28 protein-coding genes and 1 tRNA gene are annotated in these 22,810 nt (G+C 51.8%); all 29 read left to right on the top strand.

What is annotated here, in order from left to right; genetic code table 11:
- The first annotated feature begins 15 nt into the window (after nt 1–15).
- The 29 genes from G4V39_RS03220 to rpsH all read left to right on the top strand — a co-directional run bounded on the left by G4V39_RS03220 (nt 16) and on the right by rpsH (nt 22,805).
- Nucleotides 16–91 (top strand) — tRNA-Trp (locus G4V39_RS03220).
- Nucleotides 92–118: 27 nt separating this feature from the next.
- Nucleotides 119–415 (top strand): preprotein translocase subunit SecE, encoded by a 297-nt coding sequence (gene secE / locus G4V39_RS03215; protein WP_166031570.1) that lies wholly within the window; start codon nt 119–121, stop codon nt 413–415.
- A 13-nt stretch (nt 416–428) separates the two neighbouring features.
- A complete protein-coding gene (gene nusG / locus G4V39_RS03210; RefSeq protein ID WP_166031569.1) occupies nt 429–956 on the top strand; it encodes a transcription termination/antitermination protein NusG in 528 nt (175 codons plus the stop codon).
- A gap of 69 nt (nt 957–1,025) precedes the next feature.
- Complete coding sequence (gene rplK / locus G4V39_RS03205) at nt 1,026–1,451, top strand: 50S ribosomal protein L11 (RefSeq protein WP_166031568.1); 426 nt, start codon at nt 1,026–1,028, stop codon at nt 1,449–1,451.
- A gap of 10 nt (nt 1,452–1,461) precedes the next feature.
- On the top strand, nt 1,462–2,178 hold the full coding sequence (gene rplA / locus G4V39_RS03200) for a 50S ribosomal protein L1 (protein ID WP_166031567.1): 717 nt from the start codon (nt 1,462–1,464) through the stop codon (nt 2,176–2,178).
- A 139-nt stretch (nt 2,179–2,317) separates the two neighbouring features.
- Nucleotides 2,318–2,851: a 50S ribosomal protein L10 gene (gene rplJ / locus G4V39_RS03195; protein ID WP_166031566.1), complete on the top strand. Its 534-nt coding sequence runs from the start codon at nt 2,318–2,320 to the stop codon at nt 2,849–2,851.
- Nucleotides 2,852–2,877: 26 nt separating this feature from the next.
- Entirely contained in the window at nt 2,878–3,267 is a 390-nt protein-coding gene (rplL, locus tag G4V39_RS03190) for a 50S ribosomal protein L7/L12 (RefSeq protein ID WP_166031565.1), read from the top strand.
- A 114-nt stretch (nt 3,268–3,381) separates the two neighbouring features.
- Complete coding sequence (rpoB, locus tag G4V39_RS03185; protein ID WP_166031564.1) at nt 3,382–7,461, top strand: DNA-directed RNA polymerase subunit beta; 4,080 nt, start codon at nt 3,382–3,384, stop codon at nt 7,459–7,461.
- A 15-nt stretch (nt 7,462–7,476) separates the two neighbouring features.
- Nucleotides 7,477–11,556 carry a DNA-directed RNA polymerase subunit beta' gene (gene rpoC, locus G4V39_RS03180; RefSeq protein ID WP_166031563.1) on the top strand — a complete coding sequence of 1,360 codons (4,080 nt, stop codon included), beginning with the start codon at nt 7,477–7,479 and terminating at the stop codon, nt 11,554–11,556.
- 103 nt (nt 11,557–11,659) lie between these two features.
- Nucleotides 11,660–12,031, top strand: coding sequence for a 30S ribosomal protein S12 (rpsL, locus tag G4V39_RS03175; RefSeq protein WP_166031562.1), 372 nt, complete (start codon nt 11,660–11,662; stop codon nt 12,029–12,031).
- 11 nt (nt 12,032–12,042) lie between these two features.
- Nucleotides 12,043–12,516, top strand: coding sequence for a 30S ribosomal protein S7 (rpsG, locus tag G4V39_RS03170; RefSeq protein WP_166031561.1), 474 nt, complete (start codon nt 12,043–12,045; stop codon nt 12,514–12,516).
- 94 nt (nt 12,517–12,610) lie between these two features.
- A complete protein-coding gene (gene fusA, locus G4V39_RS03165; RefSeq protein ID WP_166031560.1) occupies nt 12,611–14,701 on the top strand; it encodes an elongation factor G in 2,091 nt (696 codons plus the stop codon).
- Between the two features lie 21 nt (nt 14,702–14,722).
- Nucleotides 14,723–15,922, top strand: coding sequence for an elongation factor Tu (gene tuf / locus G4V39_RS03160; RefSeq protein ID WP_166031559.1), 1,200 nt, complete (start codon nt 14,723–14,725; stop codon nt 15,920–15,922).
- 61 nt (nt 15,923–15,983) lie between these two features.
- Nucleotides 15,984–16,292 carry a 30S ribosomal protein S10 gene (gene rpsJ / locus G4V39_RS03155; protein ID WP_166033049.1) on the top strand — a complete coding sequence of 103 codons (309 nt, stop codon included), beginning with the start codon at nt 15,984–15,986 and terminating at the stop codon, nt 16,290–16,292.
- Between the two features lie 15 nt (nt 16,293–16,307).
- Nucleotides 16,308–16,949, top strand: coding sequence for a 50S ribosomal protein L3 (gene rplC / locus G4V39_RS03150; protein ID WP_166031558.1), 642 nt, complete (start codon nt 16,308–16,310; stop codon nt 16,947–16,949).
- A 10-nt stretch (nt 16,950–16,959) separates the two neighbouring features.
- Nucleotides 16,960–17,586 (top strand): 50S ribosomal protein L4, encoded by a 627-nt coding sequence (gene rplD, locus G4V39_RS03145; protein WP_166031557.1) that lies wholly within the window; start codon nt 16,960–16,962, stop codon nt 17,584–17,586.
- Nucleotides 17,583–17,873 (top strand): 50S ribosomal protein L23, encoded by a 291-nt coding sequence (rplW, locus tag G4V39_RS03140; RefSeq protein ID WP_166031556.1) that lies wholly within the window; start codon nt 17,583–17,585, stop codon nt 17,871–17,873. The genes rplD and rplW overlap by 4 nt, the downstream gene beginning before the upstream one ends.
- 10 nt (nt 17,874–17,883) lie before the next feature.
- Entirely contained in the window at nt 17,884–18,705 is an 822-nt protein-coding gene (gene rplB, locus G4V39_RS03135) for a 50S ribosomal protein L2 (RefSeq protein ID WP_166031555.1), read from the top strand.
- A 14-nt stretch (nt 18,706–18,719) separates the two neighbouring features.
- Nucleotides 18,720–19,004 (top strand): 30S ribosomal protein S19, encoded by a 285-nt coding sequence (rpsS, locus tag G4V39_RS03130; RefSeq protein WP_166031554.1) that lies wholly within the window; start codon nt 18,720–18,722, stop codon nt 19,002–19,004.
- 17 nt (nt 19,005–19,021) lie between these two features.
- Nucleotides 19,022–19,354, top strand: a complete 333-nt coding sequence (gene rplV, locus G4V39_RS03125) for a 50S ribosomal protein L22 (protein WP_166033048.1) — start codon at nt 19,022–19,024, stop codon at nt 19,352–19,354.
- 11 nt (nt 19,355–19,365) lie between these two features.
- Nucleotides 19,366–20,022, top strand: a complete 657-nt coding sequence (gene rpsC / locus G4V39_RS03120; protein ID WP_166031553.1) for a 30S ribosomal protein S3 — start codon at nt 19,366–19,368, stop codon at nt 20,020–20,022.
- Between the two features lie 13 nt (nt 20,023–20,035).
- Nucleotides 20,036–20,452 carry a 50S ribosomal protein L16 gene (gene rplP / locus G4V39_RS03115; protein ID WP_166031552.1) on the top strand — a complete coding sequence of 139 codons (417 nt, stop codon included), beginning with the start codon at nt 20,036–20,038 and terminating at the stop codon, nt 20,450–20,452.
- On the top strand, nt 20,449–20,646 hold the full coding sequence (gene rpmC, locus G4V39_RS03110) for a 50S ribosomal protein L29 (protein WP_166031551.1): 198 nt from the start codon (nt 20,449–20,451) through the stop codon (nt 20,644–20,646). Before rplP ends, rpmC begins: the two co-directional genes overlap by 4 nt.
- 9 nt (nt 20,647–20,655) lie before the next feature.
- Nucleotides 20,656–20,928 carry a 30S ribosomal protein S17 gene (gene rpsQ / locus G4V39_RS03105; protein ID WP_166031550.1) on the top strand — a complete coding sequence of 91 codons (273 nt, stop codon included), beginning with the start codon at nt 20,656–20,658 and terminating at the stop codon, nt 20,926–20,928.
- 15 nt (nt 20,929–20,943) lie between these two features.
- Nucleotides 20,944–21,312, top strand: a complete 369-nt coding sequence (gene rplN, locus G4V39_RS03100) for a 50S ribosomal protein L14 (protein ID WP_166031549.1) — start codon at nt 20,944–20,946, stop codon at nt 21,310–21,312.
- Between the two features lie 9 nt (nt 21,313–21,321).
- On the top strand, nt 21,322–21,654 hold the full coding sequence (gene rplX / locus G4V39_RS03095) for a 50S ribosomal protein L24 (RefSeq protein ID WP_166031548.1): 333 nt from the start codon (nt 21,322–21,324) through the stop codon (nt 21,652–21,654).
- Nucleotides 21,655–21,659: 5 nt separating this feature from the next.
- Nucleotides 21,660–22,199, top strand: a complete 540-nt coding sequence (gene rplE / locus G4V39_RS03090) for a 50S ribosomal protein L5 (RefSeq protein WP_166031547.1) — start codon at nt 21,660–21,662, stop codon at nt 22,197–22,199.
- Nucleotides 22,200–22,208: 9 nt separating this feature from the next.
- Nucleotides 22,209–22,394: a type Z 30S ribosomal protein S14 gene (locus tag G4V39_RS03085; protein ID WP_166031546.1), complete on the top strand. Its 186-nt coding sequence runs from the start codon at nt 22,209–22,211 to the stop codon at nt 22,392–22,394.
- 12 nt (nt 22,395–22,406) lie between these two features.
- On the top strand, nt 22,407–22,805 hold the full coding sequence (rpsH, locus tag G4V39_RS03080) for a 30S ribosomal protein S8 (RefSeq protein ID WP_166031545.1): 399 nt from the start codon (nt 22,407–22,409) through the stop codon (nt 22,803–22,805).
- Nucleotides 22,806–22,810: the final 5 nt, after the last annotated feature.

The raw sequence follows: 22,810 nt of genomic DNA, 5'->3' as shown, positions 1-22,810 counted from the left end.
AAAGTCTTAGGCTGCAGGCCAGTAGCTCTAACGGCAGAGCACCGGACTCCAAATCCGGGGGTTGGGGGTTCAAATCCCTCCTGGCCTGCCATTTTTTGTGTCTGACTGAGGAGGCGGGGTGGCCAAGATAAAAAAGGCCCGGAAGGCTAAGGTTAAAGGAGGGCAAAAGGGGGCTCTTAAGCAGGCCCCTGAGAAGGTCCTTCCCCTGAAGAAGGCGGAGGAGGTTCAGTTTCTCCAGAGGGTTAGTCAATTTGTTCGTGAAGTTAAAATTGAATTCAAGAGAATAACCTGGCCTTCTAAAAAGGAGACCACTCAGACGACCATAGCCGTTATCAGCTTTACTCTCTTTGTGTCTGCCTACTTAGGTTTGATAGACACTCTGCTTTCTAAGCTGGTTCAATTCCTCATTTATTAAGGGCAAAGAAAAAATGGCACATCGCTGGTATATAGTTCATACTTATTCAGGCTTTGAAGAGAAGGTTAAGAAGGCCCTTGAGGAGAGAATTAAACAATTTGGTAAGGAGGAGTTTTTCTCGGAGATCCTTGTTCCGACGGAAAAGGTTATAGAGATTGTCAAAGGCGAAAAACGCACCACGTCTCGGCGCTTTTACCCCGGTTATATCTTGGTCAAAATGGAGTTAAACGATGAGACGTGGCACCTGGTGAGAAATACGCCCAAGGTGACAGGATTTGTGGGGGGGCAAAAGCCCATACCACTTCCTGAGGAAGAGGCCCAGAAAATCATTGATCGGGTACGGGAGGGGGCGGTTAAGCCTCGTCCCAAATATCAGTTCGAGCCCGGGGATCGAGTTCGGGTTATTGAAGGGCCCTTCGCCAACTTCCATGGAGTGGTGGATGAAGTCAAGCCTGAAAAAGGAAAGGTAAGGGTCTTGGTGAGTATTTTTGGGCGGGAAACTCCGGTAGAACTTGAGTTTTCCCACATCACCAAGATCTAACCTTTCTTCCCCCCATTTCTTGCCATGTCGGGCGATTGAACTACTAACAGACGTAATAGGGGTGTAGAAATGGCCAAAAAGGTAATTGCGACAGTAAAGCTTCAGATTCCTGCTGGACAGGCCTCTCCTTCTCCTCCGGTGGGTCCGGCCCTTGGTCAACATGGAGTCAACATTATGGAATTCTGTAAGGCATTCAATGCCAAGACCAAAGGCCAGGAGGGGATGGTTATTCCCGTTGTTATTACCATTTATGCCGATCGCTCATTTACTTTTATTACTAAGACCCCTCCGGCTTCTATCCTTCTTCTTAAGGCTGCAGGGGTAGAGAAGGGGGCCCACAATCCTAAACGGGAGATTGTTGGCCAAGTGACCCGCAAGCAGGTAGAAGAGATTGCCCGCCTTAAGATGCCGGATCTGGATGTGAAAGATGTTGAGGCTGCTATTAGGACTATTGAGGGAACGGCTAAAAGCATGGGAATAGAGATTGTCGATTAGGGGTAGAAAGATGGCAAGTAAGGGGAAAAAATATCAAGAGGCCAAGGCCAAGGTTGATCGAACCAAAAAGTACTCCTTTGAAGAAGCTGTTAAGTTAGCCCTGGAGACAGCCTACGCTAAGTTCGACGAAAGCGTTGATGTAGCTGTAAATTTGGGAGTTGATCCTCGTCAGGCGGATCAAATGATCCGGGGGTCGGTGGTTCTCCCCCATGGAACGGGTAAATCACCTCGGGTAGCAGTCTTCGCCAAGGGTGAGAAGGCCAAAGAGGCTGAGGAGGCCGGAGCAGATGTAGTGGGAGCAGAAGATCTTATTAAAAAGATTCAGGAGGGGTGGCTGGAGTTCGACAAGGCGGTGGCCACTCCGGACATGATGCCCTTGGTGGGGCGGATCGGTAAGATTCTTGGCCCCCGAGGCCTGATGCCCAATGCCAAGACCGGCACGGTGACCTTCGACGTAGCCAAGGCTGTCAAGGAAATAAAGGGCGGTAAGGTTGATTTTCGGGTGGATAAAGGAGGGGTAATTCATGCCCCGGTAGGACGGGTCTCCTTTGGCCCGGAGAAGATTCTAGAGAATCTGGCGGCCTTTTTTGAGACCCTTTTAAGGCTTAAGCCGGCTTCGGCCAAAGGACAATATATCAAAGGTATCACTATATCCACGACCATGGGGCCTGGGATCAAGATTGATCCGGCCGACGTTCAGAATCTGTTGCGTCAGCGATCCGAGTAGCTCCTTGGACGTGGCATTGTCAAAGACAGTAGGTACACCCCTGGTGTTTAATTGGAGGCCTCCAGCCTACCGAGACAGTGCCCGGGAGTACCTCTGCCTTTGACATCATATAAAATGTCAAAGGAAAGGGGGGAAAAAGTTGCTTAAGAGAGCAGAAAAAGAAAAGCTAGTTGCCGATCTGCGGGAGCGTTTTGGTACGGCGCAGGCGGTCTTTGTCACCGGGATCGAAGGTCTTACGGTGGCCCAGATGAGCGAGTTGCGTAAGAAGCTCCGAGAAGAGAATACCCACTATCAGGTGGTTAAGAATACTCTTCTCCGTCTGGCCTCCAAAGAGACTCCGGTAGAACCTCTCACCAATTATATTGAGGGGGCTACCGCTGTCGCTATTGCTTATGAAGATCCGGTGGCTGTGGCCAAGATACTTACGGAGTTTGCCAAAGAAAACAAGAAGTTTGCCGTAAGGGGTGGAGTTCTCTCTGGCAAGGGTATTTCTGCCGAGGAAGTGGCCTCTTTGGCTACTCTGCCCACTAAGGAGGTTCTCCTGGCCCAGATGCTCTCTGTTCTTCAGGGACCGCCGGCCAAGTTTGTCCGGCTTATGTCGGGAATTCTTCAGAAATTTTTATTTGCTCTTGAGGCTATCAAGGAAAAGAAGGCCCAGGCTGAGGCCGCCTAAATATTTTGGAACAGGAGGAAGAAAAGATGGCTGTAACCAAGGAAGAAGTTATTGAATTCATCTCCAATATGACGGTTCTTGAGCTTTCAGAGTTCATAAAGGAGTTGGAAGAAAAGTTTGGAGTCTCGGCGGCGGCTCCGGTGGCTGTGGCTGCTGCTGGGGCGGCTCCGGCAGCTGGAGCCGCGGCGGCGCCGGCTGAAGAGAAGACGGAGTTTGATGTTATTCTCAAGGAGGCCGGCAGCCAGAAGATCAAGGTCATCAAAGAGGTCCGGGCTATTACTGGTCTGGGTCTTAAAGAGGCTAAAGAGTTGGTAGAGAGCGCCCCTAAGCCCATCAAGACCGGTGTCTCCAAAGAAGAAGCCGAGGAAATCAAGAAGAAGATCGAAGAGGTAGGCGGGACTGTAGAAATTCAGTAATTTCAGCCGGAATATGGCCTATATCTGGGATGACAGGAGTGGTCTCTCCTGTCATCCCCGTTTATTTTTGCTAAACGGAGTTAAAAACCCAAAAAGGGGGCAGGCAAGAGAATTATGGTCGCCACAGTCCGTAAAAATTTCGGTACGGTTGAGAAGATAGTCGATGTTCCATACCTTATCGCCCTGCAGCGGGAATCATATTCTCGCTTTCTCCAGAAGGACGTCGAGCCAGATGTCCGAGAGGAGGTGGGGCTGGAAGGGGCCTTTAAAAGCGTCTTCCCCATCAAAGACTTTACCGGGGCCTCTTCTTTAGAGTTTGTCAATTATAGTATTGGGGAGCCCAAGTACACACCAGAGGAGTGTCTGGAGAAGGGAATTACCTATGAGGCCCCAGTAAAGATCACTGTTCGGCTTCTCTCCTACGACATAGACAAAGAGACAGGGGCCCAGAGCATTAGGGACATCAAAGAACAGGAGATCTATTTTGGCAATATTCCCTTGATGACCCCGCATGGGACTTTCATAGTCAATGGCACCGAGCGGGTGGTAGTTAACCAACTCCAGCGTTCTCCGGGCATCTTCTTTGACCACGACAAGGACAAGAGTCACACCACCGGAAAATTGCTCTACTCTTCACGGATTATTCCTGTTCGGGGCTCCTGGCTGGACTTTGAGTTTGACAACAAAGAAAATCTTTATGTCCGCATAGATCGGCGGCGCAAATTCCCGGTGACTACCTTGCTCAAAGCCCTTGGGTTTTCCACCGAGGAGATCCTGGCCTACTTCTATAAGTCAGAAACTTACCTCATTAAGGCTACCAAGGTTCTGAAGAAGGTCTCCCCCGAGGTCCTCATGGGCCAAAAGGTGACCATGGAAATTGTTCATCCCCAAACCGGTGAGGTTTTGGTCAAAAAGGGGCGTAAAGTTACCAGGCCGGCCCTTAAGAAGATTATCGAGGCCGGCCTGGAGGTCATCCCGGTAGATGAATCAGAGATCATCGGAAAGGTAGTGGCCCATGATGTGGTTGACCCTAACACGGGAGAGGTGGTGGTCTCGGTAAATGAGATCATCAAAAAGGAGACTTTGGATCTTTTGCGGGAGAAGGGGATCGAGGAGGTAGATTGTCTTTTTATTGATGGAATAAAGGTTAGTCCGTCTATTCGGAATACCCTCTTGCTTGATAAGGCCAAGACCCAGGAGGAGGCCTTCCTTGAGATTTACAAACGCCTGCGCCCTTCAAGCCCTCCAACCCTGGAGGTGGCTAAGGCCTTCTTCCATAGTCTCTTCTTTGCTCCGGAGACCTATGATCTTTCTGAGGTGGGGCGATACAAGATAAATCATAAGCTGGGCCTTGATATTCCGTTGAACGTGCGGGTCTTGACCAAAGAAGACATTATGGCCGCGGTCAAGCATCTTATCTGGCTTAAAGACACTCAGGGGCCGGTCGATGATATCGACCATCTGGGCAATCGCCGGGTGCGCTCCGTGGGAGAGCTGGTAGAGAACCAGTATCGCATCGGCCTGGTGCGCATGGAGCGAGCCATCAAGGAGCGGATGACCCTTCAGGAAGTAGAGACCTTAATGCCCAATGATCTTATAAATCCCAAGCCGGTTTCTTCGGCGGTGAGGGAGTTTTTTGCTTCAAGTCAGCTCTCTCAGTTTATGGATCAGACCAATCCTCTCTCGGAGATGACCCACAAGAGACGTCTTTCAGCCCTGGGGCCGGGAGGTCTCTCTAGGGAGCGGGCTGGCTTTGAAGTCCGTGACGTTCACCCTACTCACTATGGTCGAATTTGTCCCATTGAGACACCGGAAGGACCAAACATTGGTTTGATCGTCTCTTTGGCCACCTATGCCCGGGTGAACCGTTACGGATTCATCGAGACCCCCTACCGGGAGGTGGTTAATGGCCGAGTGACTGATAAAATTCGCTACATAAGTGCCCTTGAGGAGGCCGATCACGTCATTGCCCAGGCGACTATCAAGCTTGATGAAGAAAAGCGCATTGTCCAGGATCTTGTCCCTGCCCGTCGGGCTGGCGAGTTTATCATGGCCCGACCAGAAGACGTTCGCTACGTGGATCTCAGCCCCACTCAGGTAGTTAGTGTTTCCTCAAGCCTTATTCCCTTTCTGGAGCATGACGACGCCAACCGGGCTCTCATGGGCTCTAACATGCAGCGTCAGGCTGTTCCCCTGATTAAGACTGAGGCCCCTCTGGTTGGCACAGGCATGGAAGCAGTGGTGGCCCGGGATTCGGGAAACGTCATCCTGGCCAAACGGGATGGAGTGGTTGAAGATGTCGATGCCACCAGGATAGTTGTTCGCTATGAGGGAGAAGATGAAGACGAGCCTCCCGAGGTGGAGATCTACAAACTCGTCAAGTATCGCAAGTCCAATCAGAACACCACTTTCAACCAGAAGCCTTTAGTCAAAAGAGGACAGAAGGTCAAAAAAGGGCAGGTGCTGGCCGATGGCCCGGCCACCCAGGGTGGTGAGCTGGCCCTGGGCCGCAATGTCTTGGTGGCCTTCATGCCTTGGCGGGGATACAACTTTGAAGACTCCATTATCATCAGCGAAAAACTTGTCCAAGATGATGTTTACACCTCGGTTCATATTGAGGAGTTTGAATGCGTGGCCCGGGAGACCAAACTGGGCAAGGAGGAAATTACCCGTGATATCCCCAATGTGGGGGAAGAGGCCCTCAAAAACCTTGATGACTCAGGGATCGTTAAGATAGGGGCCTATGTTAAGGCCGGTGACATTCTGGTAGGCAAGGTGACCCCCAAGGGAGAAAGCAGGCTCTCTCCAGAAGAGAAACTCCTTCGGGCCATCTTTGGGGAGAAGGCCAGTGATGTAAAAGATACTTCTCTTCGGGTTCCCCCGGGAATAGAGGGCATCGTCATTGATGCTAAGGTCTTCTGTCGCAAAGGGACCGAAAAAGATGCTCGGGCCAAGAGCATTGAAGACCAGGAGATCGCCCGTCTTCTTAAGGACCAGGAAGACTATCTTGAGGTGGTCCGGCGTTCTACCCTAAAAAGACTTGAACGACTCTTAGTCGGAAGGCCGGCGCCCATTACGGTAAAGGGGCCGCGCTCGGAGGTCGTGCTCAACAAAGGTGAGGTGATTACCCCGGAGGCCCTGGAGAAGATGTCTTTTTCCCGGATCAAAGAGTTGGCCGCCGCTGAAAAGGGGCGCCCGGATCCGGTCGTAGAGGAGATTCTTCAGCGCTACGAGCAGAAGGTGGAAGAAATTCGTCGGGAATTTGAGGCCCGGATCAACCGGGTCAAAAAGGGCGACGAACTTCCCCCAGGGGTGATCAAGACGGTCAAGGTCTTTATCGCCATGAAGCGTAAGCTTCAGCCGGGTGACAAGATGGCTGGCCGTCATGGTAACAAGGGAGTCCTCTCCAAGGTGGTACCGGTAGAGGATATGCCTTATCTAGCTGATGGCACTCCAGTGGAGGTAATTCTTTCTCCTTTAGGGGTTCCCTCACGGATGAATATCGGCCAGATCCTGGAGACCCATCTTGGCTGGGCGGCTAAAGGGTTAGGGCAACAAATTGCTCGTCTGGCCCAAAGTTATCAGATAGCCGCCATAAAGGAAAAGCTGGCCAAGATTTTCTCCCCTGAGGAGTTGGCCAGCCTTCTGGAGGGCAAGACAGACGAGGAAATTCTCGATCTGGCCCGGGCTTTAGAGGCTGGGGTAAAGGTGGCTTGTCCGGTCTTTGACAGCGCCAAAGAGGAAGATATTCGTCGATGGCTGGTGGAGGCTGGTCTGCCAGAAACCGGGCAGACAACCCTTTACGATGGTCTGACCGGAGAGCCCTTTAAGGAGCCGGTAACGGTGGGCTACATGTATATTATGAAACTTCATCATCTGGTTGATGATAAGATCCATGCCCGCTCCACCGGACCTTACTCTTTGGTTACCCAGCAGCCTCTGGGTGGAAAGGCCCAGTTCGGTGGTCAGCGACTGGGTGAGATGGAGGTCTGGGCCATGGAGGCCTATGGAGCGGCCTATGCCCTTCAGGAGTTCCTGACCGTTAAGAGCGACGATGTTGCTGGTCGCACTCGGATGTATGAGCGAATTGTTAAGGGCAATAACTTCCTGGAGGCCGGACTCCCTGAGAGCTTCAATGTTTTGGTGAAGGAACTTCAGGGTCTGTGCCTCGATGTGGAACTAATAGAAGACTAAAAAGGGGTGATAAGGGTGGAAGATCTTTTCACTTATTTTACTAAACCCAAAGATCCCATGAACATTAGGGCCGTCCGGATTGCTATCGCCTCTCCGGAGAAGATCAGAGAGTGGAGCCATGGAGAGGTTAAAAAGCCGGAGACCATAAACTACCGGACTTTTAAGCCTGAAAGAGACGGCCTTTTCTGTGCCAAGATATTCGGTCCCGTAAAGGACTACGAATGTCTCTGTGGAAAATACAAACGCATGAAGCACCGCGGGGTGATCTGTGAAAAATGCGGGGTGGAGGTCATCCAAAGTAAGGTTCGCCGGGAGCGCATGGGACACATTGAGCTGGCCAGCCCCGTGGCCCACATATGGTTTATGAAAAGCATCCCCTCCAAGGTGGGGAGTCTTCTTGACATGACTTTAAAAGAACTGGAGAGGGTCCTTTATTTTGAAAGCTATGTGGTTACAGAGAGCTCCGAACCCTCTCTGCCGGTAGGAACTATCCTTACCGAGGATCAGTACTACCGAAAGCTTGAAGAGCTTGGTCCGGGAACCTTTGAGGTGGGAATGGGGGCCGAGGCCATCAGAAAGCTCCTTTCCCGGATCGACCTCAACGAACTGGCTGAGAAGCTTCGCTCTGAGATGCAGGCGACCAAGAGCGAGGCCAAGCGGAAGAAGCTTGGCAAACGCCTCCGGGTGGTGGAGGCCTTTAAAGAGAGCGGCAACCGTCCGGAGTGGATGATTCTAGACGTCATCCCGGTTATTCCTCCCGACTTGCGACCTCTGGTTCCCCTTGAGGGGGGGCGTTTTGCCACCAGTGATCTCAACGATCTCTACCGTCGGGTAATTAATCGTAACAATCGTTTAAGAAGGCTCCTTGACCTTGACGCTCCGGATATCATCATCCGCAACGAGAAGCGGATGCTTCAGGAGGCCGTGGACACCCTTTTTGATAATGGTCGTCGGGGCCGGGTGGTGACTGGGCCTAATAAGCGGCCTCTTAAGTCTCTGTCAGACATGTTGAAGGGTAAGCAGGGACGTTTTCGCCAGAATCTTCTCGGTAAACGGGTGGATTATTCTGGCCGCTCAGTGATAGTTGTTGGCCCGGAGCTGAGACTCCATCAGTGTGGGCTTCCCAAGAAGATGGCCTTAGAGCTTTTCAAGCCCTTTATCTACCATTGGCTTGAGGAGCGGGGGCATGTAACCACCATTAAAAGTGCCAAGAAGATGGTCGAAAAAGAGGCCCCTGAGGTCTGGGATGCCTTAGATGAAATCGTCAGGGAACATCCCATCATGCTCAACCGGGCTCCGACCCTTCATCGTCTGGGAATTCAGGCCTTTGAACCCATCCTTATTGAGGGCAAGGCCATTCAGCTCCATCCTCTGGTATGCGTGGCCTATAATGCCGATTTTGACGGCGACCAGATGGCCGTCCATGTGCCTCTTTCGGTGGAGGCCCAGACCGAGTGTCGAGTTTTGATGCTCTCTACCAATAACATTCTCTCCCCGGCCCACGGGGCCCCTATTGTCTATCCTACCCAGGATATAGTCCTGGGCATCTATTATATGACCCAGATAAGGCCCTTTGCTCGGGGGGAGGGTAAGGCTTTTGATTCTCCAGAGGAGGTAAGGATTGCTTATGACTCTGGTGCCGTAGATCTTCAGGCCCGGATAAAAGTCCGGATGGACGGAGAGCTGGTAGAGACCACCGTGGGGCGGGTGCTTTTTGCGGAGATCTTACCCAAAGAGATTCCCTTCTCCGAAGTCAACAAGGTGATGCGCAAAAAGGACCTTCAGCGTTTGGTTGACCTTTCCTATCGCCGGGCGGGGATCAAAAAGACGGTCATCTTCTCTGATCGGATGAAGGATTTAGGTTATCGCTACTCCACTATAGCCGCCATGTCTATTGCGGTGCACAACATGACTATCCCGGTGAGGAAGGAGGAGATAATCGAGAAGGCCCAGGCCGAGGTGGCCGAGATCTGGCGGCAGTACGAGGAGGGGCTTATCACTGACGGTGAGCGCTATAACAAGGTGGTGGATATCTGGGCCAAGGTAACAGACCAGGTGGCCTCAGAGATGATGGATGAGCTATCAGTAGATTACTTTCGCGGCCCCGACGGCAAGACCATCGAGGGGCCAAGCTTTAACCCTATCTTTATGATGGCTGACTCTGGTGCCCGGGGTTCTAAAGACCAGATCCGTCAGCTGGCCGGCATGAGAGGTCTGATGGCCAAGCCCACCGGAGAGATTATCGAAACCCCGATTGTTTCCAACTTCCGGGAGGGGCTTTCGGTCTTGGAATACTTTATTTCCACTCACGGAGCCCGGAAGGGGTTGGCTGATACGGCCCTCAAAACAGCCAACTCCGGTTATCTTACCCGACGACTTGTGGATGTGGCTCAGGATTGCACCATTGTTGAGGAGGACTGTGGCACTATCGATGGTATTGAAATCGGGCACCTTATTGAAGGCGGCGAGATCATTGAGCGGGTTGGCAACCGAGTCCTCGGACGAGTGGCCCTGGAGGATGTAATTGATCCTATAACCGGTGAGGTTCTTATCCCGGCCAACGAGGAGATCACCGAAGAAGGTGTCAAAAAGATAGAAGAAGCCGGCATCGAACGGGTGATGATTCGTTCGGTGCTTACCTGTCGTTCAAAAGGTGGGGTCTGTGTTAAATGCTATGGTCGTGATCTGGCCCAGGGACGTCTGGTGGAGATTGGCGAGGCCATTGGGATTATCGCTGCTCAGTCTATTGGAGAACCGGGCACCCAGCTGACCATGAGAACCTTCCATATCGGAGGGACAGCCAGCCGGGCCGCGGAGCAGAGTGAGCACCGGGCTCGGGGGGAGGGTATAGTCCGTTTTATTAACCTGAAGGCCGTTCGTTCGGTAGCAGGCTACTTAGTGGCCATGAACCGGAACGGCGAGATTGCCATTGTCACCCCCGATGGTCGGGAGAGGGAACGGTATCCCATCATTTATGGGGCCAAGGTTCTGGTGGATGAAGGCCAGAAAGTCAAGCCCGGTCAGATTTTGGCAGAGTGGGATCCTTACACCACCCCTATTGTGACTGAGGTTTCAGGAAGGGTGAAGTTCGGAGACATCATTGAAGGGGTGACCATGCAGGAGAAGGTGGATCCCATTACTGGTAAGGCCTCAAAGATTATCGTCGAATTTAAGCAGTCCGAGTATCGTCCTCGAATTTCCATTAAGGATGATACTGGACGCACGGCCAAACTGCCTGATGGCAAGGGTGAGGCCCGGTATCAGCTTCCGGTAGGGGCCATCATTACCGTCAATGAGGGAGACCATGTTCATGCCGGCGATGTTATCGCCCGTATTCCTCGGGAGACCACCAAAACCAAAGATATTACCGGTGGCTTGCCCCGAGTGGCCGAACTCTTTGAGGTTCGCAAACCCAAAGAGTATGCCATTATTACCGAAATTGACGGAGTAGTTTCTTTCGGCAAAGACGTAAAGGGCAAAAGGCGGATTATCATCACGCCAGAAATTGGTGAGCCGAAAGAGTATCTCATCCCTCGGGGCAAACATATTGCCGTTCACGAGGGTGATTATGTCCGGGCCGGAGAGCCCCTGATGGATGGAGCCCTTAATCCTCACGATATTCTAAAGGTCAAGGGCATCAAGGAGCTGGCCCGCTATCTAGTGGATGAGATTCAGGAGGTCTATCGTCTCCAGGGAGTTAAGATCAATGACAAGCACATAGAGGTTATTGTGCGTCAGATGATGCGTAAGGTGAGGATAAAGGAGGTCGGTGATACCAGCTTCATGATTGGCGAGCAGGTGGAACGTTACCGTTTTGATGAGGAGAACGAGCGGGTTCTGGCCCAGGGAGGCCGTCCGGCTGTGGCCGAGCCCATTGTATTGGGGATCACCAAAGCCTCACTTTCTACCGAAAGCTTTCTTTCGGCGGCCTCCTTCCAGGAGACCACCAAGGTCCTTACTGATGCCTCGGTGGCTGGTAAAATTGACTACTTGCGCGGTCTCAAAGAGAACATTATTATGGGCCGGCTTATCCCTGCCGGTACTGGTCGGGTGTTTTATCAGCAACGGGAAGAACAGACCGTTGCTGGTGCCTAAATAGAGACTGAATTGGGGCTCAAAATGGGTCCCTTGACAAACTCTGGCATTCCCGATATAAAACCGTGCCTCTATCTTAAGGGCACAAGGCAAAGGAGATGTTATGCCGACAATTAATCAGCTGATTCGCTTCGGCAGAGAAAAGATCAAGCGCCGTCCTAAAACTCCGGCCTTGCAGGGGTGCCCTCAGCGCCGGGGAGTGTGTGTACGTGTCTATACCACCACCCCCAAGAAACCTAATTCGGCCCTTCGTAAGGTGGCCCGAGTAAGGTTGACCAACGGGATAGAGGTGACTGCCTATATTCCGGGGGTGGGCCACAATCTCCAAGAACACTCGGTAGTTTTGGTTAAGGGAGGGCGAGTTAAGGATCTCCCTGGTGTCCGGTATAAGATTATTCGAGGCACCCTTGACGCCGCCGGGGTGGCTGATCGTCGTAAATCGCGTTCCAAGTACGGAGCTAAAAGACCTAAGTAGCGGGTGAGGTTATGCCAAGGAAAGGACCTGTTCCCAAAAGAGAGGTGCCGCCGGATCCCAAGTATGGGAGTGTGTTGGCGGCCAAATTTATCAACTACCTAATGTGGGATGGAAAAAAGTCTGTAGCCAGGCGGATCTTCTACGAGGCCCTGGAGCGCATTGGTGAAAAGCTCAAGGGAGAAGATCCTTATAAGGTTTTTGAGAAGGCGGTAGAAAACGTCAAGCCGCTTCTTGAGGTTCGCTCTCGGCGGGTAGGCGGTGCCACTTATCAAGTGCCGGTAGAGGTTCGTCCGGATCGTCAGCGGGCTTTGGCCATCCGCTGGATTTTGGCTGCCGCTCGCAATAGAGGTGAAAAGACGATGGTTGAACGTTTGGCGGCTGAGCTGCTGGACGCCTACAAGAACCGGGGAGCGGCTATCAAGAAGAGAGAAGATACCCACCGGATGGCTGAGGCCAACCGGGCCTTCGCTCACTATCGCTGGTAGTCAGCCCTTTAAGGAGAGGGGCTTTAAGGTCCTCTTTGCCACCCAAAGGGGATTTTTTGTTTTTAAATAGTTTTTTGGAGGGATTGTTTAGGTTATGGCTGGAAAGGCTTATAGAGAACGGATCAAAAAATTAAGAAATATCGGTATTGCGGCCCATATTGATGCCGGCAAGACGACCACTACGGAGCGCATTCTCTACTACACCGGGCGTTCTCATAAGATAGGCGAGGTCCATGAGGGCACGGCCACTATGGACTTCATGGAACAGGAGCAGGAGCGCGGCATCACCATCACAGCCGCGGCGACAACCTGTTCTTGGAAGGGCTATCAGATAAACATTATCGACACCCCGGGGCACGTCGATTTTACCATCGAGGTGGAGCGATCTCTCCGGGTGCTGGATGGGGTCATTGCCGTCTTTTGTGCTGTCGGCGGGGTTGAACCTCAGAGTGAGACTGTTTGGCGTCAGGCAGACAAGTACGGAGTCCCCCGGATCGCCTTCATCAATAAGATGGATCGGGTGGGGGCTAATTTTAGTCGTTGTGTGGAGCAGATGCGGACTAGGTTGGCGGCTAATCCCATCCCCATTCAGCTTCCCTACGGGGCCGAAGATACCTTTCGGGGAGTAATTGATCTTATTGAAGAGCGGGCGGTAGTATGGGACGAGTCCACCTTGGGGGCCAAGTATCATTATGAAGATATTCCCGAGGACCTTCGGGAAGAGTATGAAGAGGCTCGAGTCAAGCTTATTGAGTCCTTGGCTGATCTCGATGACTCCATAATGGAGAAATATATCGAAGGCGAGGAGATCACCAAGGAGGAAATAAAGGAAGTCCTGCGTCGGGCAACTGTCAATCTAGAGGCCGTTCCGGTCCTTTGTGGTTCAGCCTTTAAGAATAAAGGGATTCAGCCTCTTCTTGACGCTGTTATTGACTATCTGCCCAGCCCCCTTGATATTCCGCCGATAAAGGGTGTTAATCCCAAAACGGGGGAGGTTGAAGAGCGTCCGGCAGATCCCGAGGCCCCTTTAGCCGCTTTGGCCTTTAAGATCATGACGGATCCTTATGTGGGTACCCTTACCTTCCTCCGTATCTACTCTGGGCGTTTGGCTACGGGAGAGACTGTTTATAACGCCACCAAGGGTAAGCGAGAGCGGATTGGTCGTCTGGTTAAGATGCATGCCAACAAGCGGGAGGAAATCAAGGAAGCTGAGGCCGGAGAGATTGTCGCCGCTTTAGGGCTTCGCAACACCACCACTGGAGATACCCTCTGTGATGAAGTCCATCCGATAGAGCTTGAGTCGTTAGACATTCCCGAGCCGGTTATTGCTATCGCTATCGAACCCAAGACCAAGGCCGACCAAGAAAAGTTGGCCGTGGCCCTTCAGAAAATCGCTCTGGAGGATCCTTCCTTTAAGGTGCGCACAGACCATGAAACTGGTCAGACCTTGATTTCCGGAATGGGAGAGCTCCATCTGGAGATAATTGTCGATAGGCTGACCCGGGAGTTTAAGGTACAAGCCAATGTGGGTCGGCCGGAGGTGGCTTATAGAGAGACTATTTCCACTCAGGCCGAGGCAGAGGGAAAATACATTAAACAGACCGGAGGCCGAGGTCAGTACGGTCATGTGAAAATCACTATCGAACCCAACCCTGGTAAGGGCTTTGAGTTTATTAATGCCATTGTTGGGGGCGCTATCCCCAAGGAATATATCCCGGCGGTGGAGAAGGGGATCCGGGAGGCCATGGAGCTGGGTGTTATCGCCGGCTATCCCGTTGTTGATGTTAAGGTTACGTTGGTAGATGGTAGCTATCATGAGGTGGATTCTTCAGAGATGGCCTTTGCTATCGCGGGATCTATGGCCTTTAAGGAGGCTGCCCAGAAGGCCAAACCGGTTATCCTTGAACCCATTATGCAACTTGAGGTGGTTACGCCAGAGGAGTTTGTCGGCGACGTTCTGGGGGATATCAGTGGCCGCCGAGGCAAGGTTCAGGGTATGGAGCAACGTCCTGGTGTTCGAGTGATTAAGGCTCTGGTGCCCTTGGCAGAGATGTTTGGTTATGCTACAGATCTTCGCTCAAAGACCCAGGGGCGGGCTAACTTTACCATGCAGTTCTCCCATTATGAGAAGGTGCCGTCCAATTTGGCGGAGGAGATAGTTCGTAAAGCCAAGCTTGCGGCCTAGAGATTTAAAGGAGGTTTTAAAATGAGCAAGAAGAAGTTTGAGCGTCGGAAGCCGCATGTGAATGTAGGTACGATAGGTCATATAGATCATGGTAAGACGACGTTAACGGCGGCGATAACGCGGGTTTTATCGACGAAGGGGTATGCGGATTTTGTTCCGTTTGAGAACATAGACAAGGCGCCGGAGGAGCGTGCTCGTGGGATAACGATAGCGACGGCGCATGTGGAGTATGAGACGGATCGTCGTCATTATGCGCATGTGGATTGTCCTGGTCATGCGGATTACATAAAGAACATGATAACGGGTGCGGCGCAGATGGATGGTGCGATTTTGGTGGTAGCGGCGGATGATGGTCCGATGCCTCAGACTCGGGAGCATATATTGTTAGCGCGTCAGGTTAATGTTCCTGCGGTGGTGGTATTTTTGAACAAGGTGGACATGGTGGATGATGAGGAGTTGATAGAGTTAGTGGAGTTAGAGTTGAGGGAGTTATTGAGCAAGTATGAGTATCCTGGTGATGATGTACCGATAGTGAAGGGTAGTGCGTTGAAGGCGTTGGAGTGTGGTTGTGGTGATCGAGGTTGTCAGTGGTGTGGTCGGATATGGGAGTTGATGGATGCGGTTGATGAGTTTATACCTGAGCCTGTTCGTGAGGTGGACAAGCCGTTTTTGATGCCGATAGAGGATGTGTTTACGATAAGTGGTCGAGGTACGGTGGTTACTGGTCGTGTGGAGCGAGGTGTTATAAAGGTTGGAGATGAGGTGGAGATAGTTGGTTTACGTCCTACGCAGAAGACGGTAGCGACTGGGTTAGAGATGTTTAGGAAGGTATTGGATGAGGCTTTACCTGGTGACAATGTAGGTGTTTTGTTGAGGGGAGTTAAGCGTGAGGAGGTTGAGCGTGGTCAGGTATTAGCGCAGCCTGGGAGTATAACGCCGCATACTCGCTTTAAGGCGGAGGTTTATGTATTGACGAAGGATGAGGGTGGTCGTCATACGCCGTTTTTTAATGGTTATCGTCCGCAGTTTTATTTTCGGACGACGGATGTGACGGGTGTAGTGACGTTGCCTGAGGGGGTGGAGATGGTGATGCCAGGAGACAATGTGGAGTTAGAGGTTCAGTTGATCAAGCCGGTAGCGATGGAGGAGGGTTTGCGTTTTGCGATAAGAGAGGGAGGCCGGACGGTAGGTGCTGGTGTAGTTACCAAAGTCATCGAATAGTTTCTGTTGGAGTAGAGCCCAACGGAGAAAAGCTCAAGGGGTTGAGGGTCCCAAAATGATGATACCGACCCAGAAAATAAGGATAAAACTCAAGGCCTATGATCATAAGGTCTTGGATCAGTCTGTGGCAGAGATAGTCAGAACGGCCCGGGATACCGGGGCGAGAATAGCCGGGCCCATTCCGCTTCCGACTTCTATCAGTCGTTGGACGGTGCTGCGCTCGCCCCATATTGATAAAAACTCTCGGGAGCAGTTTGAGATTCGGACACACAAGCGGTTGCTGGACATTTTGGAGCCCACGCAACAGACCATTGATGCCCTTATGCAATTGGAGCTTCCTGCGGGGGTTGAGGTCGAAATCAAACTATAAAAGGTGGGTTGAGTCATGGCGGTCATTGAGGGACTGATGGGGAAAAAGTTGGGAATGACCAGGATCTTTACCGAAGATGGGACGGTCATTCCGGTGACAATTATTGAAGTTGGTCCGTGTGTTGTTATCCAGAAAAAGACGGTAGATCGAGATGGTTATAATGCCCTCCAGCTTGGCTTCTGGCCCCAGAAGCTTTCCAGACTCAACAAGCCCATGATTGGTCACCTCCGCCGGGCCGGGCTGGATCAGGGGTTTCGCTATATTAAAGAGTTTAAGGTTGATGATCCTGAGGCCTTTGAGCCAGGCCAAGCCCTGACGGTAGCAGATTTGGGGCTCTCTCCTTCAGAGAGAATCAAGGTTACCGGTACTAGCAAGGGAAGGGGCTTTTCTGGTCCGATTAAGCGCTGGAATTTTAGACGCCAGCCCATGAGTCACGGTGCCAAACAGGTTCATCGGAAGCCGGGATCAAGCGGGGCTTCTACCTTTCCGGGGCGAGTGATTAAAGGCAAGAGAATGCCTGGCCACTATGGGAATGAGCGGGTAACGATCAAGAATCTTCTCGTGGCTGACGTGCTACCAGAGAAGAATCTCATCTTGGTCAAAGGAGCGGTTCCTGGTCCGGTAAATGGGCTTCTTATGATCTACAAACAGCGCTAGGGGTGGCATCATGGCAGTTTTAGACGTCTATAACGTCAAGAAGGAAAAAGTGGGGCAAATAGAGGTTAGTGATGATATTTTTGCCCGCCCGGTAAAGGAAGGGGTTATTCATCAGGTGGTTGTCTGGCAACTGGCTAAAAGAAGGGCTGGGACCGCCTCCACTAAAACCCGCGGAGAGGTATCTGGTGGGGGACGCAAACCTTGGCGTCAGAAGGGGACTGGCCGGGCCCGTCATGGTAGCATTCGTTCTCCGATCTGGGTAGGAGGTGGGGTAGCCCATGGGCCCAAACCTAAGGATTGGAGCTTTTCCCTGCCCAAGGGAGTTCGGCGGGCGGCCCTTAAGATGGCTCTTTCGGCCAAGTTAGGGGGGGACAAACTTTTGGTTATTGATGACTTTGCTCTTACAGAAATAAAAACCAAAAGGTTTGTCGAAATACTCCGCAATCTTGGGATAGATAATGCTTTAGTAGTTACTCCGGAGGCTGACGAGAAGCTGGAAAAGTCGGCCCGAAATCTGCCAACAGTTAAGGTTTTGCGTACTGAAGGGCTCAACGTTTATGATATCGTCCGTTACGAATATCTGATTCTTCACCGTGATTCTATTCCCAAGATCGAAGAGAGGTTGGCGAAGAAATGAAGAATGCACGGGATATCATTATTCGGCCACTGATCACCGAAAAGGCCCTAAGGCAAAAAGAGGAGGCCAATCAGGTCTGCTTTGAGGTAGCCAGGTCGGCCAACAAAATAGAGATCAAAAAGGCTGTGGAAGAAATCTTTAAGGTGGCCGTGGAGGATGTTCAGACTATAGTTGTCAAGGGTAAGCCCAAACGCCTGGGGCGTTTTGCTGGCCGGCGTTCCACGTACAAAAAGGCTATCGTTCGGTTAGCTCCCGGTCATACTATTGAGTTTTTTGAGACTGTTTAGGGGGTAATTTATGCCCATTAAAAAGTGCAAACCGACATCTCCGGGAAGGCGCTTTCAGACCTATCTGGTGGATCCGGAGCTCTCTAAGAAAAAACCAGAACGCAGTTTGGTTGAACCGCTTAAAAAAACCGGCGGCCGCAATGTCTATGGACGGATTACTGCCAGGCACAGGGGCGGGGGGCATAAGCGTCTTTATCGTAAGATAGACTTTAAACGCAACAAGGATGGGGTTCCAGCCAAGGTGGCTGCCCTGGAATATGATCCTAACCGTTCCGCCCGAATTGCTCTGCTTCACTATGCCGATGGCGAGAAGCGTTATATTTTGGCTCCCTTGGGACTTAAGGTGGGAGACGTGGTGATGAGCGGGGAGTCGGTGGAGATCAAACCGGGCAATTGTTTGCCCCTTAAAAATATCCCTCTGGGCACTCTTGTCCATAATATAGAGCTTCGTCCCGGCAAGGGGGGGCAGTTAGTTCGTTCGGCCGGAGCTGTGGCCCAGGTAATGGCTAAAGAGGGGCCTTATGTCCATATCAAACTTCCCTCCGGGGAGATCCGTCTTTTCCATCGGGAGTGTCGGGCCACAGTAGGACAGGTGGGTAACCTGGATCATGAAAATATCAGTATTGGTAAGGCCGGGCGTTATCGCTGGCTGGGTTGGCGCCCCCATGTCCGGGGAGTGGCTATGAATCCGGTGGATCATCCCCTAGGTGGAGGTGAAGGACGCAGTTCTGGAGGACGCCATCCGTGTTCTCCTTGGGGGCAGCTAGCTAAAGGTCTTAAGACCAGAGGCAAGAAACCTAGTGACAAATTTATCCTCAAGCGTCGTAAGTAACAGGGGTGTAATCTATGCCAAGGTCGAGAAAAAAAGGCTTTTTTATTGATGAACATCTTCTGAAAAAGGTTCAAAAGGCTCGTCAGACCGGGGACACCCGGGTTATCAAGACTTGGAGTCGCAGATCGACCATCATCCCTGAGATGGTAGGGATGACCTTTGCCGTGCATAACGGCCGTAAGTTCATCCCGGTTTATGTGACGGAGAATATGGTTGGTCATAAACTGGGAGAATTTGCCCCCACTCGGACTTATCATGGGCATGCGGCCGACAAGGGTAAGGTTAAGGGCAAAAGGTAAAAAGCGAGGTGTCTGCTATGGAGGCTCGGGCGACAGCCAAATATTTGCGGATTTCTCCCTATAAGGCCAGGTTGGTGGCTGATGTAGTGCGTGGCAAGCCGGTGGGAGAGGCCTTGTCAATTCTCAGGTTCATGCCTAAAAAGGGGGCCCGGCTAGTAAAGAAGGTGCTAGAGAGCGCCATTGCCAATGCGGAGCAGAATCCTCAGATAGACGTGGATTCTCTTTACATCAAGAGGATTTATGTAGATGAAGGCCCCAGACTCAAGCGTTACCAGCCGCGGGCTATGGGACGCGCTTTTCCTATCATTAAGCGTCTTAGTCATATTACGGTCATCTTAGATGAAAAGTAAGGAGGAGTGCTTTGGGTCATAAAGTCAATCCTATTGGTTTAAGGATTGGGATCACTCGAAATTGGGATTCCCGGTGGTATGCGGAAAAAGATTTTCCCCATTTGGTCTATGAAGACTATAGTATCCGGCGCCATATCAAGAAGAAGCTCTATCATGCTGGTATCTCTCGGATTGAGATCGAACGGGCGGCCAATAAAATCCGGATCAAGATTCATACTGCCAGACCGGGTATAGTTATCGGTAAAAAGGGTGCGGAGATCGAGGCCCTGAGGCAGGAACTCCAGAAGATGACCGGCAAGGAGGTCTTCATTGATATCCAGGAGGTAAGGCGGCCTGAGCTAGATGCCCAACTGGTGGCTGAAAACATCGCCCTTCAGCTTGAGCGGCGTATCTCCTTCCGCCGGGCTATGAAGAGGGCTGTGGGGCTGGCGATGCGCTTTGGTGCCGGCGGGATCAGGGTACAGTGCGCTGGTCGTCTGGGCGGTGCGGAGATAGCCCGGCGAGAATGGTATCGTGAGGGACGGGTTCCTCTTCATACCCTGAGGGCTGATGTAGATTATGGTTTCGCCGAGGCCTTCACCACCTATGGGGTTATTGGGGTAAAGGTGTGGATCTTCAAGGGCGAGGTTCTTCCAGAGAAGGAAGAGCACCTAGAGCTGAGAATATAGAGAGGTTATAGCCATGCTTCAGCCGAGAAAGGTCAAATACCGTAAGAGGCAAAAGGGCCGGATGCGAGGGGTGGAATCCCGGGGGTATCGCTTAACCTTCGGGGACTATGGCCTGAAGGCTTTAGGAGCCTGTTGGCTTACGGCCCAACAGATAGAGGCTGGGCGTATTGCCATAACGCGGTGCGTTAAGAGAGGGGCTAAAGTTTGGATTCGTGTCTTTCCTGATAAGCCCATTACTCGTAAGCCTGCTGAGACCCGGATGGGTAAAGGTAAAGGAGCCGTTGACGGTTGGGTGGCGGTAATTCGTCCCGGCAGAATCATCTACGAGATTGAGGGGGTCTCTGAGGAGTTGGCCCGGGAGGCTTTAAGGTTAGCCGCCCATAAGCTCCCTATTCCCTGTAAAATTATTTCACGGGAGGAGCTCCTATGAAGGCGGAGGATCTTCGGGGTATGTCAGAGCAGGAGCTGAGAGAAAAGGAGCAGGAGCTGAGAGAGGAGCTGTTTAATCTTCGTTTTCAGAAGGCCACCCATCAGCTTGAGAACCCTATGCGGATAAGGGAGATAAAAAGAGATATTGCCCGGATAAAGACCATCCTCCGGGAGAGAGAACTAGGTCTGAGGTAGCAGAAAGCCATGGCGGAAAAGAGACAGACATCAAGAAGAACCTTTATAGGCACGGTAGTCAGTAACAAAATGGACAAGACGGTGGTGGTGATGGTGGAACGTCTGGTCCGCCATCCAGATTACGGAAAGTATATTCGGCGCCGCAAAAAGTATATGGCCCATGATGAAGAAAACGCCTGTCAGGCTGGAGACCGGGTGCTGATCGAAGAGACCCGACCCCTTTCTCGTCGGAAAAGGTGGCGAGTCCGCCAGATCCTCGAAAAGGCCAAAGTGATCGAGTAGATAAGGGGTACAGATATGATTCAGCAGGAAACCTATCTTAATGTAGCTGATAACTCGGGAGCCAAAAAACTTCTCTGTATTCGGGTTCTGGGAGGTACCAGGCGTCGTTATGCCCGTATTGGCGATGTCATTGTGGCCTCGGTTAAGGAGGCCCTTCCGAATTCAAAGGTCAAGAAAGGGGATGTAGTTCGAGCCGTTGTTGTTCGGACAGCGAAAGAAACTCCCCGTTCCGACGGGACATATATCCGCTTTGATGAGAACGCCGCTGTGCTTATCAACCAATATGGTGAGCCTGTGGGAACCCGTATTTTTGGCCCGGTAGCCAGGGAACTTCGGGCCAGGAATTTCATGAAGATCATCTCCCTTGCCCCTGAGGTTCTGTAGGAGGAGTCTATGGCCAGAGTTAAACTTCATGTTCGCAAAAACGATCGGGTTCTGGTCCGTCGGGGTAAGGATCGGGGCAAGATCGGTCGAGTGTTGGAAGTCCTGCCGGATCGTCAGCGGGCAGTAGTTGAGGGGGTAAACATTGTTAAAAGACATATGAGGCCCACCCCCTACTCTCAAGGTGGTATTGTCGAGAAGCCCGCTCCGGTTCATGTTTCTAATTTGATGGTTGTTTGTCCCAAGTGCATGAGAGGGGTGCGCATCGGGAAGAAGTTTCTCGAAGACGGGACGAAGGTCCGCATCTGCAAAAGGTGCGGTGAGATAATCGAGGCCAAGGAGTAAAGTTTATGCCGTGGCTAAAGGAAGTCTATCAGAAAGAGTGCGTTCCCAAATTGATGGAGAAGTTCGGCTACAAAAACCCCATGGAGGTGCCGCGGCTGGAGAAGATAGTTCTTAATATGGGGTTGGGTGAGGCCATTCAGAATCCCAAAATCATTGATTCGGCCATGGCAGAGTTGGGCATGATTGCTGGCCAGAGGCCAGTAATCCGTCGGGCTAAGAAGTCCATTGCCGCCTTTAAGCTGCGGGCCGGAATGCCCATCGGGGTTTCGGTTACTCTCCGCAAGGGCCGGATGTGGGATTTTCTCACCAAACTTATTCACGTGGCCCTTCCCCGGGTGAGAGACTTTAGAGGGGTTTCTCCCCATTCTTTTGATGGCCGTGGCAATTACACCTTAGGGGTGAAAGAGCACATCATCTTTCCCGAGGTTGACTATAACACCATCGATAAGGTGAAGGGCATGAATGTGACAATTGTCACTACAGCTGAGACCGACGAAGAGGCTAAGGAGCTTTTGACCCTTTTGGGCATGCCCTTTAAAAGATAGGAGGTAGAAGTGGCCAGGACATGTCATATGGTTAAGGCTCGTCGGGAGCCAAAGTTTGCTGTCCGGAAACGTAATCGGTGTCCTATTTGTGGGCGCCCAAGGGCCTTTTTGAGAAAGTTTGGTTGTTGTCGTCTGTGTTTTCGGAGACTTGCCTCTGAGGGAAAGATCCCAGGGGTAAGGAAAGCCAGCTGGTAGGGGTGAAGACCTATGTCCATGACGGATCCTATAGCCGATATGCTCACCAGAATTCGTAACGCCTGTATTGCAAGGCACGAATATGTAGATGTGCCGGCCTCTAAGATGAAGCTGGCTATTGCTAAGATCTTGGCGGAAGAGGGCTACATCGCCGGCTATAAGTTTATCAATCAGCCCCCTCAGGGGACGATCCGGATTCAGCTTAAATACAATGCCGATCGAAAGCCCATCATCGCCGGACTTAAAAAGATCAGTAAGCCGGGCCGTCGGATTTATCGGGGCCGGGATGAGCTTCCGCGGGTCCGGGGTGGTTTTGGCATTGCCATCATTAGCACTTCTAAGGGTATCATGACCGATCATCAGGCCAGGAAGATCGGGGTCGGCGGCGAGGTCATCTGCGCTGTCTGGTAGGCAAA

It is taken from the genome of Thermosulfuriphilus ammonigenes (assembly GCF_011207455.1).
GTDB lineage: Bacteria > Desulfobacterota > Thermodesulfobacteria > Thermodesulfobacteriales > ST65 > Thermosulfuriphilus > Thermosulfuriphilus ammonigenes.
The sequence above is the reverse complement of the archived record's forward strand: the minus strand, read 5'-3'. Positions and strand labels throughout refer to the sequence as shown.